Source organism: Pseudomonas sp. RGM 3321 (genome assembly GCF_022836805.1).
GTDB lineage: Bacteria > Pseudomonadota > Gammaproteobacteria > Pseudomonadales > Pseudomonadaceae > Aquipseudomonas.
The window spans coordinates 92,411-107,927 of record NZ_JALHBH010000121.1 but is presented as its reverse complement, the minus strand read 5'-3'; the positions used below and the strand labels follow the sequence as shown (position 1 = coordinate 107,927).

The 15,517-nt window shown below is 59.5% G+C and carries 16 protein-coding genes; 12 read left to right on the top strand and 4 right to left on the bottom strand.

The annotated features are described in order from the left end of the window. The first annotated feature begins 187 nt into the window (after positions 1-187). The 4 genes from RGM3321_RS26000 (at position 188) to RGM3321_RS25985 (ending at position 3,212) form a co-directional block, all read left to right on the top strand. Positions 188-475, top strand: a complete 288-nt coding sequence (locus RGM3321_RS26000; RefSeq protein WP_244395438.1) for a YceK/YidQ family lipoprotein — start codon at positions 188-190, stop codon at positions 473-475. A 73-nt stretch (positions 476-548) separates the two neighbouring features. Beyond that, entirely contained in the window at positions 549-1,034 is a 486-nt protein-coding gene (locus RGM3321_RS25995; RefSeq protein WP_244395437.1) for an ATP-binding protein, read from the top strand. 204 nt (positions 1,035-1,238) lie between these two features. After that, positions 1,239-2,984 (top strand): OPT family oligopeptide transporter, encoded by a 1,746-nt coding sequence (locus tag RGM3321_RS25990; protein WP_244395436.1) that lies wholly within the window; start codon positions 1,239-1,241, stop codon positions 2,982-2,984. Between the two features lie 66 nt (positions 2,985-3,050). Then, entirely contained in the window at positions 3,051-3,212 is a 162-nt protein-coding gene (locus tag RGM3321_RS25985) for a DUF2986 domain-containing protein (RefSeq protein ID WP_244395434.1), read from the top strand. Between the two features lie 80 nt (positions 3,213-3,292). Here RGM3321_RS25985 and RGM3321_RS25980 read toward each other — a convergent pair whose 3' ends face one another. From RGM3321_RS25980 to hmpA, 3 genes are all read right to left on the bottom strand, one after another. Further along, positions 3,293-3,919, bottom strand: a complete 627-nt coding sequence (locus RGM3321_RS25980) for a glutathione S-transferase (protein ID WP_244395433.1) — start codon at positions 3,917-3,919, stop codon at positions 3,293-3,295. 127 nt (positions 3,920-4,046) lie between these two features. Continuing rightward, positions 4,047-4,463, bottom strand: coding sequence for an ester cyclase (locus RGM3321_RS25975; RefSeq protein WP_244395432.1), 417 nt, complete (start codon positions 4,461-4,463; stop codon positions 4,047-4,049). Positions 4,464-4,550: 87 nt separating this feature from the next. Beyond that, positions 4,551-5,738, bottom strand: coding sequence for an NO-inducible flavohemoprotein (gene hmpA, locus RGM3321_RS25970; protein WP_244395431.1), 1,188 nt, complete (start codon positions 5,736-5,738; stop codon positions 4,551-4,553). A gap of 311 nt (positions 5,739-6,049) precedes the next feature. Between hmpA and RGM3321_RS25965 the strand changes: the two genes are divergently transcribed. Beyond that, positions 6,050-7,471, top strand: a complete 1,422-nt coding sequence (locus RGM3321_RS25965; protein WP_002552378.1) for a sugar porter family MFS transporter — start codon at positions 6,050-6,052, stop codon at positions 7,469-7,471. Between the two features lie 49 nt (positions 7,472-7,520). Here RGM3321_RS25965 and RGM3321_RS25960 read toward each other — a convergent pair whose 3' ends face one another. Beyond that, a complete protein-coding gene (locus tag RGM3321_RS25960) occupies positions 7,521-8,141 on the bottom strand; it encodes a LysE family translocator (RefSeq protein ID WP_244395430.1) in 621 nt (206 codons plus the stop codon). A gap of 163 nt (positions 8,142-8,304) precedes the next feature. Here RGM3321_RS25960 and RGM3321_RS25955 point away from each other — a divergent pair, with 163 nt between their 5' ends. The 7 genes from RGM3321_RS25955 to RGM3321_RS25925 all read left to right on the top strand — a co-directional run bounded on the left by RGM3321_RS25955 (position 8,305) and on the right by RGM3321_RS25925 (position 15,517). Then, the gene (locus tag RGM3321_RS25955) at positions 8,305-8,784 is read left to right on the top strand and encodes an Lrp/AsnC family transcriptional regulator (protein WP_244395429.1); all 480 of its coding nucleotides are present in this window, start codon (positions 8,305-8,307) and stop codon (positions 8,782-8,784) included. A gap of 98 nt (positions 8,785-8,882) precedes the next feature. Next, positions 8,883-9,263, top strand: a complete 381-nt coding sequence (locus tag RGM3321_RS25950; protein WP_244395428.1) for a glyoxalase superfamily protein — start codon at positions 8,883-8,885, stop codon at positions 9,261-9,263. Between the two features lie 248 nt (positions 9,264-9,511). Further along, entirely contained in the window at positions 9,512-11,317 is a 1,806-nt protein-coding gene (atzF, locus tag RGM3321_RS25945; RefSeq protein ID WP_244395427.1) for an allophanate hydrolase, read from the top strand. A gap of 15 nt (positions 11,318-11,332) precedes the next feature. Continuing rightward, positions 11,333-12,442: a BMP family ABC transporter substrate-binding protein gene (locus RGM3321_RS25940; protein WP_244395426.1), complete on the top strand. Its 1,110-nt coding sequence runs from the start codon at positions 11,333-11,335 to the stop codon at positions 12,440-12,442. Between the two features lie 9 nt (positions 12,443-12,451). Continuing rightward, the gene (locus RGM3321_RS25935) at positions 12,452-13,561 is read left to right on the top strand and encodes an ABC transporter permease (RefSeq protein WP_244395425.1); all 1,110 of its coding nucleotides are present in this window, start codon (positions 12,452-12,454) and stop codon (positions 13,559-13,561) included. After that, a complete protein-coding gene (locus RGM3321_RS25930; RefSeq protein ID WP_058408961.1) occupies positions 13,554-14,474 on the top strand; it encodes an ABC transporter permease in 921 nt (306 codons plus the stop codon). Before RGM3321_RS25935 ends, RGM3321_RS25930 begins: the two co-directional genes overlap by 8 nt. A gap of 26 nt (positions 14,475-14,500) precedes the next feature. Then, a complete protein-coding gene (locus RGM3321_RS25925; protein WP_244395424.1) occupies positions 14,501-15,517 on the top strand; it encodes a formamidase in 1,017 nt (338 codons plus the stop codon).

Below are 15,517 nucleotides of genomic sequence, written 5' to 3'. Positions count from 1 at the left end.
CATTGCCTGAGCTGTCGGCAGGATGATCGGAGCACCCCATGCATCTGCTGTCGCTCACTGCTCGCTTGCTTGCTCGGATGCTCTAGAGTCGCCTTTTTTGATCCAGACTCGACGTCGCCTGGTTCCCTGTCAGGGCAGTTGGGTAGAATGAAGCACACTTTGCGTCGACGCCAAAACAAGGGAATGTATGTTCAAGCAATGCCTGTTACTCGCTACGGCCATCTCACTGAGCGGCTGCTGGAGCCTGATGTATCACCTCGATGGTGAGCGTTGCGTCTATCCCGGTACACGGCACGGCTGGGCATGGGGTACTAAAGATGTGACATCGACCTGGCCCTGGTTGATAGACGTGCCGTTCTCTCTGGCGCTGGACACGCTGTTTCTGCCCTACGACCTCACCGCTTTCCTGCCGGAAAACATTGGCGGTGATGATCGCGCGTGCCATTTCAATGATGGGCTGAATGTGCTTGGTTGACAGGCTCCCGCTGGGTATGGGCTCACCTCTGTTCAGGAATGCACAGCTTACGACTGGAAAAGGACACGCCTTGATGCTCGCCCCCAGACTTCACCTCCTGTGCGGCAAGATCGCATCCGGTAAATCGACACTGGCAAAATCAATCGCGACCGAGCACTCAGCGATCCTGCTGAGTGAAGATCAATGGCTCTCCCGGCTCTACCCTGACGAGATCAAATCAGTGGCGGACTACGTGCGCCTGGCCCATCGGATTCGCGACATCATCGGCCCTCTGGTCATCGACATGCTGAAGTCCGGCATGTGCGTGGTTCTGGATTTCCCTGCCAATACGCTCGCCGACCGCCAGTGGCTTCGCAGCCTGGCTGAAGACGCGCAGGTTAAGCATCGACTGCACTATCTCGACGTGGAAGATGATATTTGCCTTGCCAGACTGCATGCTCGCAACCAAAGAGCCGAGCATGACTTTGCGGCCACAGATGCGGAGTTCAGACTGATCACACGCTACTACCAGATTCCACACACTGGAGAGGGGCTGGATATTCTGGTTCACCGCCTGTGATTCATCAGAGGGCGCGTGGCGATATCCTTCCAACAGTCTGGTATCTGATGTTCCTGCAACAGGCACCCTGTGTAACCGGTCGACGAAAATTAAAACAAATGGATGCCTTAACGCCACTACACAACGAAGCCTGCCATATGAACCTTCGGCCGATATGGCGCTCACTTTATAGGTTGCCTTGTCTCATTGCCGAAAGGAATTCGCATGCTTTCGACCTCACCATCGACCCCTCTTGCCAGCCCTGTCGAGCGTGAGCTCAGTCTACGCGCGGTGATTACCGGGGTTGTGCTCGGTATCCTGTTGACGCCTTCCAATGTGTACGCCGGGTTGAAGATCGGCTGGTCGTTCAACATGTCGATCATCGCCTTGTTGATCGGCTATGCGATATGGCAAGGGCTGTCGAAGCGCTCTTCCGGGCAACTGCCGTGGACGCTGCATGAGAGCAACATCAATCAGACGGTCGCCTCGGCCGCTGCGTCGATCATTTCCGGTGGGCTGGTCGCGCCGATTCCGGCTTATACCTTGCTGACAGGCCAGCAACTGGACGCCATCCCGATGATCGCCTGGGTTTTCTCGGTGAGTTTTCTGGGGATCTGGATTGCCTGGTATTTGCGGCCGTCACTGCTCAATGACACATCGCTGAAGTTCCCCGAAGGCGTGGCCACTCTGGAAACCCTGCTACACATCTACAACCATGGGCGCGAAGCCGCAATACGCTTGAAGGTGCTGCTCAGCACCGCGTTGCTGTCTGCGCTGGCCAAGTGGGTCGACACGTTCATATGGGCCTTCCCGCGCTGGTCGCCAAGCGCTCACCTGGAGCGTCTGACCTTTACCGCCGACCCTTCGCTATTGCTGGTGGGGTTCGGCGCAATTATAGGCATTCGCGTCGGCATGACCCTGCTGCTCGGTGCTCTGCTGGCCTGGGGCGGCGTAGGGCCGTGGCTGCTGGAACAGGGGCTGGTGACGTTGCCGTCCGACAGCAGCGGCCCGCAGTTCGCCGCGCTGGTGGAATGGTTGCTGTGGCCGGGCGTGAGCCTGATGGTCTGCTCGACCCTGGCCTCATTGGCAATTCGTTTGTGGGCATTGCACAAATCCACCAGAGCCAGTGGCAAGACGGCCTGGTCAGTGCCCAAGGCCGGGCCTGCCGTCGGTTTTGCGCTGGCGATTTTGCTGGTGGTTAGCCTGCAGGCGCTGTTATTCGGTATCAATCTGTGGATGGCATTGCTGACCATTCCCTTGGCAATCTGTCTCGCAGCCGTGGCGGCTCGAGTGGTCGGTGCCACCGGCATTCCCCCTATCGGGGCTATCGGGCAGTTATCGCAACTGAGCTTCGGCATCGTTGCGCCCGGGCAGGTGCCGATCAACCTGATGAGCGCCAACACAGCCGGAGGTTCTGCCGGGCAATGCACGGACCTGATGAACGACTTCAAGGTCGGCCGGGCGATTGGCGCCACGCCGCGTAAACAGCTGATCGCCCAGACACTAGGTATTTTCGTCGGCAGCATCGTCGGAGTTCTGGCTTACATGGCGCTGATTCCGGACCCGCAATCGATGCTGCTTACCGAAGAATGGCCCGCCCCCGCAGTAGCCACCTGGAAAGCCGTCGCACAAACGCTGACCCACGGTCTGGATTCGCTGTCGGCGAGCATCCGCTGGGCGATTTTCATCGGCGGGCTGGTCGGGTTATTGCTGGGCATCCTCGACAGCACGCTGCCCGCCCATCGCACCCGGTACATGCCGAGCGCCGCCGCCCTGGGCCTGGCTTTTGTCCTGCCAGCCTCAGTGTCTCTGATGATGGCCCTTGGCGCAGTGCTCACCTGGCTGGTGAACTGTCGCTGGCCGTCCCTTACAGAACGCTTTGCCATTACCGCGGCGGCAGGCCTGATTGCCGGAGAGAGCATCACCGGTGTTGGTGCGTCGTTGTGGCAGATGGTTGGAAGCGGAGGGTAATCGACGCTTGTATGAGCCGATATTCCAGCTGATATCATTCGCGCATCTGCACGCGAGTTGAAGAGCATGAATCGTCGTAAAAAAATACAGCAGCTACTGAAAGCCCACGCCAAAAAGGCCATCGCCAAACTGGCCCCGCAGAGCAAGGCCAAATACATCAGCAAGTCCGACCGCTTGAAGCTGGCGGCCGAAGCGGATCAGGACTCGACCAGCCCGTCCGAAGGCTGACCCGCCACGTGCGCGCCTTGGCGACGCAGAGCGTCGAGTACTGCATTCCCACGCTGGAGCGTGCGGAACGATGACCGCAACTATTTGGCGAAAGAATATTCCCCGCCCTGCTCCAAAGCCTTGCGGTACGCAGTCCTGCTCTGCAGTCTTTCAACCCACGCCGTCACGTTCGGGTACGGCTGCAGCATTCCCTGAGCCTTGGCGAGTTCGCCAATGAAGCTCATCTGAATATCCGCGCCACTCAGTTCTTCTCCCAACAGATAAGGCGTCAACCCCAGAGAGTCGTTCAGGTAACCCAGATAATTGGCCAGCTCCGACTGGATACGAGGGTGCAGCGGCGCACCCGCGTCCCCCAGACGTCCGACGTACAGGTTGAGCATCAGCGGGAGAATGGCCGAGCCTTCCGCGAAATGCAGCCATTGCACATACTCATCGTAGGTGGCACTGGCAGGGTCCGGTTGCAGTCGGCCGTCGCCATGACGGCGAATCAGGTAGTCGATAATGGCACCGGACTCGATGACGACATGTGGGCCATCTTGAATAACCGGCGATTTGCCCAGCGGGTGCACAGCCTTGAGTTCAGGCGGTGCAAGGTTGCTTTTCGGGTCGCGCTGATAACGCTTGATCTCGTAGGGCAGGTCGAGTTCTTCGAGCAGCCACAGAATGCGCTGCGAACGTGAGTTGTTCAGGTGGTGGACAGTGATCATGTCGGGCTCCGCCGGGTGAGAGTGTCTAGAAAAGACTGCGCTGCCACCGGGGAGTGCCCTGAAATGCCGCTACTTCGACGAGCGTGCCGGAAAAGATGCGCTGATCAGCTGCACACCGATGAAAATCTCAGGCGCTTCTGTCGCTGAAGGCGGCCGCTGGCTCACCACGAAGTTCTCGCTCCACTGCGGCTTTATCAATGACCGACCAGACGCTGACAATCTTGCCGTCGCTGAATGTGTAAAACACGTTTTCAGAAAAGGTAATACGCTGGCCATGCGCGTCCAGCCCCAGAAATCGACCCTGCGGCGAGCAGTTGAATATCAGGCGGGCAGCCACCTGTGAGGCCTCAACCACCAGCAGGTCGATGTTGAAACGCAGGTCAGGAATAATTCTGACGTCGTTTTCCAGCATCGTCCGGTAGCCGGCCACGCTGATCCGCTCGCCGTTGTATTGCACGTCGTCGTCGACGAAATCGCCCAGGTCCTGCCAGCGGCGTTCGTTGAGACAGGCAATATAAGCTCGATATCGCTCGGTCAGATTCATGGCGTGCCCTCCTGTTCAAAATACTCGAAGCAGCCTTTTTAAGGGCATGCGTCAAAAGACATGCGGTTCTGCGCATCTCAAATGCGCTCAGGCCAACGCCTCAGCCGGGCCGAAAAACTCATAATGGCTTTGCCCGTCCGGAACACCCAGCTCGTGCAGCGCGCGCTTCATGAACGCCATGAACGGCTTCGGACCAAGAAAATAGGCCTCGACGTCCCTGTCCGCCGGCAGCCATTGCTGCAGATGCTCAATCGAAGCAAGCCCCGTCACAGTATTTGCCGGTGCGTCACCGGCCGTAGCTTCGCTGTAGACCACGTGCGCCGCAAACTGCGCATACCGCTCGCGCCAGCCATCAATGACCGCCTGGAACGCTTGCACGCTGACATTACGAGCGTAGTGGATAAACACGACGTGTCGGTGACCTGCCTGCAACGCAGCTTCCGCCATGGCCAGCGTCGGGGTAATGCCGACACCGCCGCTGATCAGTACCAGCGGTTTGCTGCCTTCGACAAGCACGAACTCGCCAGAGGGCGGGAACAATTCTACGGTGTCGTCCACTGCGACCTGATCGTGCAGGTAGCCGGACGCAACGCCGCCCTTCTCTCGCTTGACGCTGATGCGATAGCTCACACCGTTGGCAGGCGCAGAGAGCGAGTAATTTCTACGAATTTCTCCGCGTTCGCTGTTCAACCGGATACCGATGTACTGACCGGGCTTGTGCGCGATGACCGGTTTACCATCAACAGGCTGCAGGTAGAACGACATGATCTCGCTGCTTTCCGGCACCTTGCGAACAACCTTGAACAGTCGTCCGCCACGCCAGCCACCCGGTGCTGCGGCGATGCTTTCATACACATCGCGCTCGGCATTGATCAGCATGTCAGCCAGTTGCTGATACGCCTCAGCCCAGGCATCGATCACTGCGTCCGTTGCGACCTCCGCGCCCAGCACCTCGCGAATGGCGCGCAGCAGGCAGGCACCAACAATCGGATAATGCTCTGGCAGTATCTGCAGCGCGACATGTTTGTTGACGATCTGCGCCGCCAGCGGCCCGAGGTTTTCGAGGCGATCAATATTGCGCGCATACATCAACACCGCATTGGCCAGCGCCCGTGGCTGTGCGCCATTAGCCTGGTTGGCCTGATTGAACAGCGGACGAACCTGAGGATATTCATCGAGCATGATGCGATAGAAATGAGTGGTCAGTGCCTCGCCGCCTGTTTCAAGGATCGTTACGGTGGCTTTGATGATGTCGCGATGGGCAGTGCTGAGCATGATCCACTCCAGAGTGTGTAGTTTCGTTCATGGAACCAGAGCAACGCACGTGCCAGATAAAAACCGCTTTAAAATCAATAGATAGCAGCTTTTATAAGTCAAAAAGACTGAGTCTTATTGACCAGAATAAAGAAAATTTTTGGTCATTATGACCAAACCCGATTAATCGTTTCAGCCATCCTCGCACGCAGAGCACCTTCAAGAATTCAATCCCGACCGGGTTTGTAGGGAACTAGCGCGCAACACATCGCCCTAAGCCTGACATCTACGTACTGGCGCGACGCTGGTTTCAAGCGAAGGACTTCAGATTCATGTCTTCAAGTAGCACCTCAGCAGCGGCCGATCCGCAAGGTCGGCAAAGCGCTTCACCGAATCGACTCATCTTTATCTCCGTACTCGTGGCCACCATGGGTGCGCTGGCGTTCGGCTATGACACCGGCATCATCGCCGGTGCATTGCCTTTCATGACGCTCCCCACCGATCAGGGCGGGCTGGGCCTGGATGCCTACAGCGAAGGAATGATCACCGCCTCTCTGATCGTCGGCGCTGCATTTGGCTCGCTTGCCAGCGGCTACATCTCCGACCGTTTCGGACGCCGTCTGACCTTGCGCCTGCTGTCGGTGCTGTTCATTGCTGGCGCACTGGGCACAGCCATCGCGCCTTCCATTCCGTTCATGGTCGCTGCCCGCTTCCTGCTGGGTATCGCGGTGGGTGGCGGCTCGGCTACGGTGCCGGTGTTCATTGCCGAAATCGCCGGGCCGTCGCGGCGTGCGCGACTGGTGAGCCGTAATGAACTGATGATCGTCAGCGGCCAGTTGCTCGCCTACGTTCTAAGCGCAGTCATGGCCGCTCTGCTGCACACACCTGGCATCTGGCGTTACATGCTGGCCATCGCCATGGTGCCGGGCGTGCTGCTGCTGGTCGGTACATTCTTCGTACCGCCGTCACCGCGCTGGCTGGCGTCCAAAGGCCGCTTCGATGAAGCGCAGGATGTGCTGGAGCAACTGCGCACCAACAAGCAGGATGCGCAGCGCGAAGTGGACGAGATGAAAGCGCAGGACGAGGAGGCTCGTCATAGGCCAAAAGCCAGGGAGTTGCTGCGTCAGGGCTGGGTGATCAAGTTGTTGCTGATCGGCATTGGTCTGGGCTTTACCGCGCAGCTCACAGGCGTTAACGCCTTTATGTATTACACGCCGATCATTCTCAAGAATACCGGCATGGGCACCAACGCCGCGCTGACCGCCACCATCGGCAACGGCGTGGTATCGGTTATCGCAACCCTGCTCGGCATTTGGGCGATTGGCCGTTATGGCCGCCGTCACTTGTTGATGACCGGGCTGGTAATGGTCATCCTGATGCAGGCGGCGCTGGGTTGCGTGTTGCAATTCATGCCGCAGAACCTGACCCAGAGCTACACCGCCCTCGCCTGCATTCTGGTGTTCCTGCTGTTCATGCAGATGTGCATCTCGCCGGTTTACTGGCTGCTGATGTCGGAATTGTTCCCGATGCAGGTGAGAGGATTGCTGACCGGCACAGCAGTATCGATGCAATGGCTGTTCAACGCATCGGTGGCATTCACCTTCCCGATTGCAGTCGATACCATCGGCAACCCGACGTTCTTCATCTTTGCGGCCATCAACGTCGGCTCGTTGATATTTGTCTTCCTGTGCCTTCCGGAAACCAAGGGCAAGTCGCTTGAGCAGATTGAAAAGCATTTGAAGAAAGAGCTGTAACGACTGACCGGATGAGGCCATCAACGGCCTCATCTACCCTCCAGACAGATCAGCGCACCAGCATCGAAGCTGCCGCCGCTACCATGATTGCCGCCGCACCGCGAAACAGTTTTCTCTGGGCGCGCTCGCTCGACAATAAATGTCGAATGCGCAATGCGGCAAAAATGAACATTGCACCGACGCCAAGCAACACCAGCACGGTCAACGGCACCAGAACCAGCCCCCAGGTCTGCAACGAGACCGTTTCCAGCTTGATGACCAGCGGTAAAAGAGCCAGATAAAAAGCAATGGTCTTGGGATTGCCCAACGTGATGGTCAATCCGGATGCAGCCGCAGACAGCAGCTCTCTTTTCTTCGTCGGTCTACCCACCTCTATGGCCTGATGGTCTGCGAACCAGAATTGCCAGGCCAGATAGCACAGATAAATCGCCGCTCCCCAACGCACGACCTGAAACAACGCATTGAAGTGTTCGGCAATCATTGCAAGGCCGAATACCGCAAATGACAGATAGGTCAGATCCCCCAGGATGAGACCGGCCAACAGGCAGAAGCCTGACAGCGCACCGCCACTGACACTGCGCGCAACCAGCGCTGCCATGCCTGGGCCGGGAATGGCCGCGGCAACGCCCAGCGCTGCCGAGTACGTAAGAGCCTGAGTCAGATCCAGCATGTAGCACTCCTTGAAATGTAACGGCCAGCTTGAATACCGAGCCTGCTCAAGCTCCGTATTCAAAAATACTACGCGCTTGGAGCCGGAAAAAATCACCTGTTCTTACTGGCTGAGCGGCCGAAATCGGTATAAGTTTCCCTATCTAGGCGGAGTAACGGTATTTATGACCTCACCGACGTTAACCTCGATTGATATGAGGATCCTCACGGCTCTGCAACAGGACGGCCGGATCACCAATCAGACCCTGGCCGATCAGATCGGCATGTCTGCCTCGCCCTGCTGGCGACGGGTCAAACAACTTGAAGAGCATCGCTATGTGCTGGGTTACAGAGCGGTGCTGGACCGTCGCAAGATCGGGCTGGGTGTCATGGTGTTTATTCGAGTCAGCATCGATTCTCACAGTGAAGCCGAGGCAAGAAAATTCGAGCAGGAAGTCATGCAACTGGAGAACGTCGTGGCGTGCTACAGCATCGGCGGAGATGCCGACTTTCTGCTTCAGGTGGTGGCACGCGACCTGGATTCGTTTGCTGACTTCGCCATGACGGTGGTCAGAAGGCTCCCCGGGATTAAAGAGATGCAGAGCATGTTCGTCCTGAAGGAGATAAAGCCTTTCGTCTCATTCCCGGTCAAACCTGCGGCCTGACCGCGTCAGGCCGAGGCTCTGGATGGCAAGTCCGGGTCAGCAAACATGCATCGCCTGCAAACATCAAACAATCGATCGTTTTCAATGAAGGAATAGCCATGTCCACGACCGAGCAAGCCACTGTGACTTTCGACAGTGCCATCCCGATCCTGCGGATGTTCGACGAACGCAAAGCGCGTGAGTTCTACCTCGACTTTCTCGGTTTCAGCGTCGAATTCGAGCATCGTTTCGAGCCTGATCTACCTTTGTATCTTGGGATCAGCCGCAATGGCCTGCATTTGCACCTTTCTGAACATCACGGCGACGCCTGCCCAGGGGCTGCGGTGTTTATTCCCACTCAGAACATCGAACAATTGCGCGATGAGCTGATTGGCAAACAGTACGGTTATGCACGACCAGGCATTGTTCAGCAGGACTGGGGCCAAGTACTTGAAGTCTGCGATCCGTTCGGCAACCGCATCAGGTTCTGCCAGAGTTGAGGCAAACGCATTAATGTCAGCGGATACCGATAAACCGGTTATCCGGCTGACGCGACTGCCGCCTGCACAATGAATATGCCGTGATCCATCGTTGTGCACATGGCCGCGTTCAAGCGCAAAGATGACGCATGACGGCGTCGATAAACTTCGCTAACAGCCCCAATCCCCTTTCAATCCGCCTCCGGCCAACCTTGGCCCATAACGTGCAAACGTGCCAGCTCATCTTGTATACATGAATGAACACCACTATGACCGCACTCGACATTTCCCAACTTCAGTCGGCGCTACGTTCAGGTCAAACAACCCTGACGGCACTGGTGCAAACCCTGACGGCGCACATTGATGCGGATGGCCGGGCGGAAGTCTGGATTCATCGCGTGCCCGTGACGCAGCTTCTTGAAAGGGCGAAGACGCTGGAAAGCATAGCCGCAGAAGCGGGCGATTCAGTGTATGAGCAACTGCCGCTGTTCGGCGTGCCATTTGCGGTCAAGGACAATTTTGACGTGGCCGGCATGCCGACCACGGCAGCGTGCCCGGCTTTCGCCTACACGCCCAAGGAAAATGCTCAGGTCGTACAGTTACTGCTCGACAGTGGCGCGATCCTGATGGGCAAGACCAATCTCGATCAATTCGCCACAGGTCTGGTGGGTGTCCGCTCGCCCTACGGTGCCGTGCGCAATGCCCACGATCCGGCCTACGTCAGCGGCGGCTCCAGTTCCGGATCGGCGGTGGCCGTCGCGCGTGGCTACGTGAGTTTTGCACTGGGCACGGACACGGCAGGGTCAGGCAGAGTGCCCGCTGGTTTCAACGGTATAGTCGGGCTCAAGCCCAGCCTTGGCCTGTTCAGCAGCCGAGGCGTGGTGCCCGCCTGTCGCACGCTGGACTGCCCGTCCATATTTGCCGGGGATGTGCTGCAAGCCTGGCAAGTGGCGCAGGTCATCGCGGCTTACGACCCGCTCGACCCTGCCAGTGTGCTCGTGCAGGCATTGGCTGTGCAGCGCAGGGCTCGGCGTGTCGCGGTGCCACGGCACTGCGAGTTCTTCGGTGATGCGCAGGCGCAAGCGGCTTACCTCAAAACCCTGGAAGCCCTGCAAAGCGACCCGCTGGTGACTATCGAACCCATCGACTTCGATGTCTTCGCCGAAGCGGCGGCCCTGCTGTACCAAGGCCCATGGGTGGCCGAGCGGCGGGCAGCGGTAGGCAGATTCTTCACCAACCATGCTGACGATATTCACCCAGTGGTGCGCGGCATCCTGCAGAGCGCCGCTTCGTTTGATGCCGTGGACACGTTCAATGCCCGCTATCGGCTGGCGGAACTGACGCGAACAGCCCAGCAATTGCTGGCCGGGGTCGATGTGCTGGTGGTCCCGACGGCGCCCTGCATGCCGACCATCGACGCGGTGCTCGCCAACCCGGTCGAGCTCAATTCACAGCTCGGCTATTACACCAACTTCGTCAACCTGATGAATATGTGCGCCCTCGCTATCCCGGCAGAGCGCCGTGCCGACGGGCTACCTGCGGGCATCACGCTGATCGGCCCCGCCGGTGCCGATCAGCGTCTGGCAGAAATAGCCGCAGCCTGGCAGCCGCTCTTCGGCCAGAAAGACCAGAGCGAAGCCGTCGCGATGGCACCCCTGCCCTGCAACAGCCCTGTTGTGCAAGTCGCGGTTGTCGGCGCGCACCTCGTCGGCCAGCCGCTCAACTGGCAATTGCTCAAAGGCAGTGCCCGTCTGCTGCGTACCACAACCACCAGCGCAGATTACCGGTTGTATGCACTGGCCGGGACTTCGCCACCAAAGCCGGGCCTGGTGCGTGTGCCTGACCAGGGCGAGCGCATCGAAGTCGAGGTCTGGGAGATGCCGCTGAGCCTGTTCGGGGCGTTTGTCGCCGCGATTCCCGAGCCATTGGGCATCGGTTCTCTGCAATTGGCCGACGGCCAGTGGGTCAAGGGTTTCATCTGTGAGCCAGCAGGCCTTGAGGGCGCGCTGGACATCACTGATTTCAAAGGCTGGCGCGCCTACCGCGCCGCGCACACATCTTCCATCGCTCATTGATCAGGGGTAGCACGCATGTCGAACGTTGATCGTCGCAGTTTCATCAAGTTGGCGGGCATTATCGGCCTGAGCGCAGCACTGCCGTTTGGTCGTGCCTACTCAGCCGATGCGCCACTGGTGGTGGGTTTTATCTACGTCGGCGCTCGCGACGACTTTGGCTACAACCAGGCACACGCCCAGGCGGCAGCCATCATCAAGACGCTGCCCAACGTCAAGGTGATCGAAGAAGAAAACGTTCCGGAGACTGTGGCCGTGCAGAAGACCATGGAAGCCATGATCCGTCAGGACGGTGCAACACTGATTTTTCCGACTTCATTCGGCTACTTTGAGCCGCATGTGGTCAAGGTCGCGAAAAAGTACCCGGACGTGCGCTTCGCGCATTGCGGCGGCCTCTGGCAGAAAGGTAAGGACCCGATCAACGCGGGCAGCTTTTTCGGTTACATCGACGAAGCGCAATACCTGAACGGCGTGATAGCCGGGCACATGAGCAAGAGCAAAAAGCTCGGTTTCGTGGCTGCCAAGCCTGTGCCTCAGGTGCTGCGCAACCTGAATGCCTTTGCCATGGGCGCACGCTCGGTCGACCCGAGCATCGTGACCACGGTGATCTTTACCGGTGACTGGTCGCTGCCAGTCAAGGAAGCAGAAGCCGCCAACGGCCTGATCGACCAGGGCTGTGACGTGCTGACCTGTCATGTCGACGGCCCCAAGGTGATCGTCGAGACGGCTGAAAAGCGCGGTGTCATGACCTGTGGCTACCACGCCAGCCAGGCTGCGCTGGCACCCAAAGGTTACCTGACCGGTGCCGAATGGAATTGGGAAACGCCTTATCGTGCTCACGTCGCGGCAGCCCAGAGCGGCGCGCCGATGATCAACTTCCTGCGTGGCGGGCTCAAGGAAGGCTTCGTTAAAACGTCCGCCTATGGGCCCTCGGTGACTGACGGCGCCAAACAGCAAGCGGATGCCATCAAGGCGCAAATGATGGCAGGGCAGTTCGTGATCTTCAAAGGCCCGCTCAAGGACAACAAAGGCGCAGTGGTGATTGCCGATGGTGTGTCACTAGGCCAGACCGACATCGCCCTGGAGAGCATGAATTACCTGGTCGAAGGTGTACTTGGCCAGCTCTGAGGAATATTCATGAGCCTATCCATTAGTCTGCGCCGCCTGGCCAGCGCGCTGCTGCCGGGGCTGCCTACGTTGTTGGCGGTGTTTTCCTCGTGCGTGCTGTTCGGGCTGTTTCTGGCGGTTCAGGGCAAGCCTGCCTGGCAAGCCCTGCGACTGGTCGGCGAAGGTGCGTTCGGCTCGTGGTTCGCTTTGGAAAACACCCTGCAACGCGCTGCGCCTCTGATGCTGACCGCATTGTGCGTCGCCCTGCCCGCTCGGGCCGGGCTGATCATTATCGGCGGCGAGGGCGCGCTGGTACTGGGCGGTCTGGCAGCGGCAGTGACACCCTTGTGGCTCGGCCCTTTGTCAGCCGGGGTGATGCTCGTCTGCATGGCCCTGGCGGCGATGAGCGTGGGCGCGCTGTGGATCGGTCTGAGTGGCTGGATGCGCCAGCGTCGCGGAGTCAACGAAACGATCAGCAGCCTGCTGCTTTCCTACATCGCTCTGGCGCTGTTCCGGCAGTTGGTAGAAGGGCCGTTACGCGACCCGGCAAGCCTGAACAAGCCCTCGACTCCGCCGCTGGACGATGCCTATATGATCGGCACCATCAGTGACGGTTTCGAAGTGCATTGGGGTCTGGGGGCGGGCGTGATCGCCTGTCTCCTGGCGTACGTACTGGTGCGCCACAGCATCAAGGGTTTTGCCCTCGCCGTGGTTGGCGGCAACGTACGCACGGCGTTGATGATCGGCTTGCCGGTGGACCGTTTGATCCTGCTCAGTTGCCTGCTGGGCGGCGCGGCAGCGGGTCTGGCTGGAATGTTCGAAGTCACTGCTGTGCAAGGCAGCGCCAACGCCGCACTGATTGCTGGCTACGGCACCAGCGGCATTCTGGTCGCCTTCGCCGCACGCCATCATCCACTGGCCATTATCGTTTGCGCCATTTTGCTGGGTGGGCTGGAAGCCAGTGGCGGGCTGCTGCAACGACGGCTTGGCCTGCCAGACGCCACCACGCTGATTCTTGAAGGGTTGCTGTTCACCAACCTGTTGCTCTGGGAAGCCCTTGGTGGGCGTATCGCCGCCTGGAAGATCAGGCTGACGGCGTCGTCTGCGTCGGTCGACAAGGGAGCACTGCAACATGGCTGATATCGACCTGAGTACCTTTCTGCTGGCATTGCTGGCTGGCGCGATCCGCGTCGGAACACCTTTCTTGTTCGTCAGCCTGGGCGAATGCCTGACCGAGAAAAGCGGCCGGATCAACCTGGGGCTGGAAGGTATCCTGGTTGCCGGCGCGATGTCCGGATACGCCGTTGCGTGCCTGAGCGGCTCGGCGTGGCTGGGCGTTGGCGCTGCCGCCGGGGTCGGCATTCTGTTGGGCCTGCTGCACGGCCTGGCGTGCTCGTTACCTCGGGTCAACGATATCGCGTTCGGCATCGCGCTGATTCTGCTCGGCACCGGGCTGGCGTTTTTTCTTGGCAAAGCCTTTATCCAGCCGCAAGCGCCCATGCTGCCTTCGCTGGCGCTGGGTGCCTGGAGCGACGAAGAACGCGTGCGTTCGGCGCTGAATATCAATGTGCTGTTCTTCGTCGGCGCAGCGCTGGCATTCGTACTGCACTGGGGGCTGCGCACCACGCGCTGGGGTCTGATGCTGCGCTTGGTCGGTGACCACGCCGAAACCGCTCAGGCGCTGGGCTATCGCCCGCTCAAGGTGCGCATTCTGGCGACAGCGGTCGGCGGCGGATTGGCCGGAATCGGCGGCGCTTACCTGTCGCTTTACTACCCCGGCAGCTGGAATGAAGGGCTGTCCAGCGGGCAAGGATTGATGGCCGTCGCGCTGGTGATATTCGCTCGTTGGCGCCCGTTGGCGTGCCTGTGGGCATCGTTGCTGTTCGGCGCAGCCGGTGCCATCGGCCCGGCCCTGCAAGCGGTCGGTATCAGCACCGGCTATTACCTGTTTGCCGCAGCACCTTATGCGCTGACGCTGGTGGTGATGTACGCCACTTGCCGCCGTGGTCGCACCCTGAACGGCGCACCTGGTGAACTCAGCCTGACGCGATGAACTGATCTTTTCGAGGAGGCATGCACATGGCCAGTGGTCTTGGTGGTTTGAACAAGTCGCCCAATGGTGTGGTGATCGGCCTGGCGCAACTGGCGCTGCCTGATCCTCACACCCGCGAGGCGTTGTGGGCACAAACGCAGAAAGTGGTCAGCATGGTGGCCAAGGCGCGACGCAGCAATCCGGGCATGGACCTGATCGTGTTTCCCGAGTACTCCTTGCATGGCCTGTCCATGAGCACCGCGCCAGAGATCATGTGCAGCCTCGACGGGCCGGAAGTCCTGGCGCTGCGTGAGGCGTGCCGGGAGCAGCGCATATGGGGCTGCTTCTCGATCATGGAAGCCAACCTCCACGGCAATCCATTCAACAGCGGCCTGATCGTTGATGACCTCGGCGAGATTCGCCTGTATTACCGCAAGCTCCATCCGTGGGTGCCGGTCGAGCCCTGGGAACCTGGCGATCTGGGTATTCCGGTCTGCGATGGGCCGCGTGGCAGCAAGCTGGCGCTGATCATCTGCCACGACGGCATGTTTCCGGAAATGGCCCGCGAGTGCGCCTACAAGGGTGCCGACATCATGCTGCGCACAGCGGGTTACACCGCACCGATCCGTCACTCGTGGAAGATCACCAACCAGAGCAACGCTTTCACCAACCTGATGCAGACCGCGAGCGTCTGCATGTGCGGCTCCGACGGCACGTTCGACTCCATGGGCGAGGCGATGTTTGTCGACTTCGACGGCACGATCATGGCCGAAGGGGGCGGCCGGGCCGACGAAATCGTCTGCTGCGAACTGCGCCCCGACCTGGTCCGCGAAGCCCGTGTGCACTGGGGCGTGGAAAACAACATCTATCAATTCGGGCATCGCGGCTATGTGGCGGTCAAGGGCGGCGCACGCGACTGCCCTTACACCTACATGCACGATCTGAGCGCAGGCCGATACCGTCTGCCGTGGGAAGACGATGTCGTGCATACCGATGGCAGCTCGTGCGGTTTTGCGGCCCCCGAGCGCGACTTCAAACCCACCCCCGGCAGCTGGAAGGAGTAA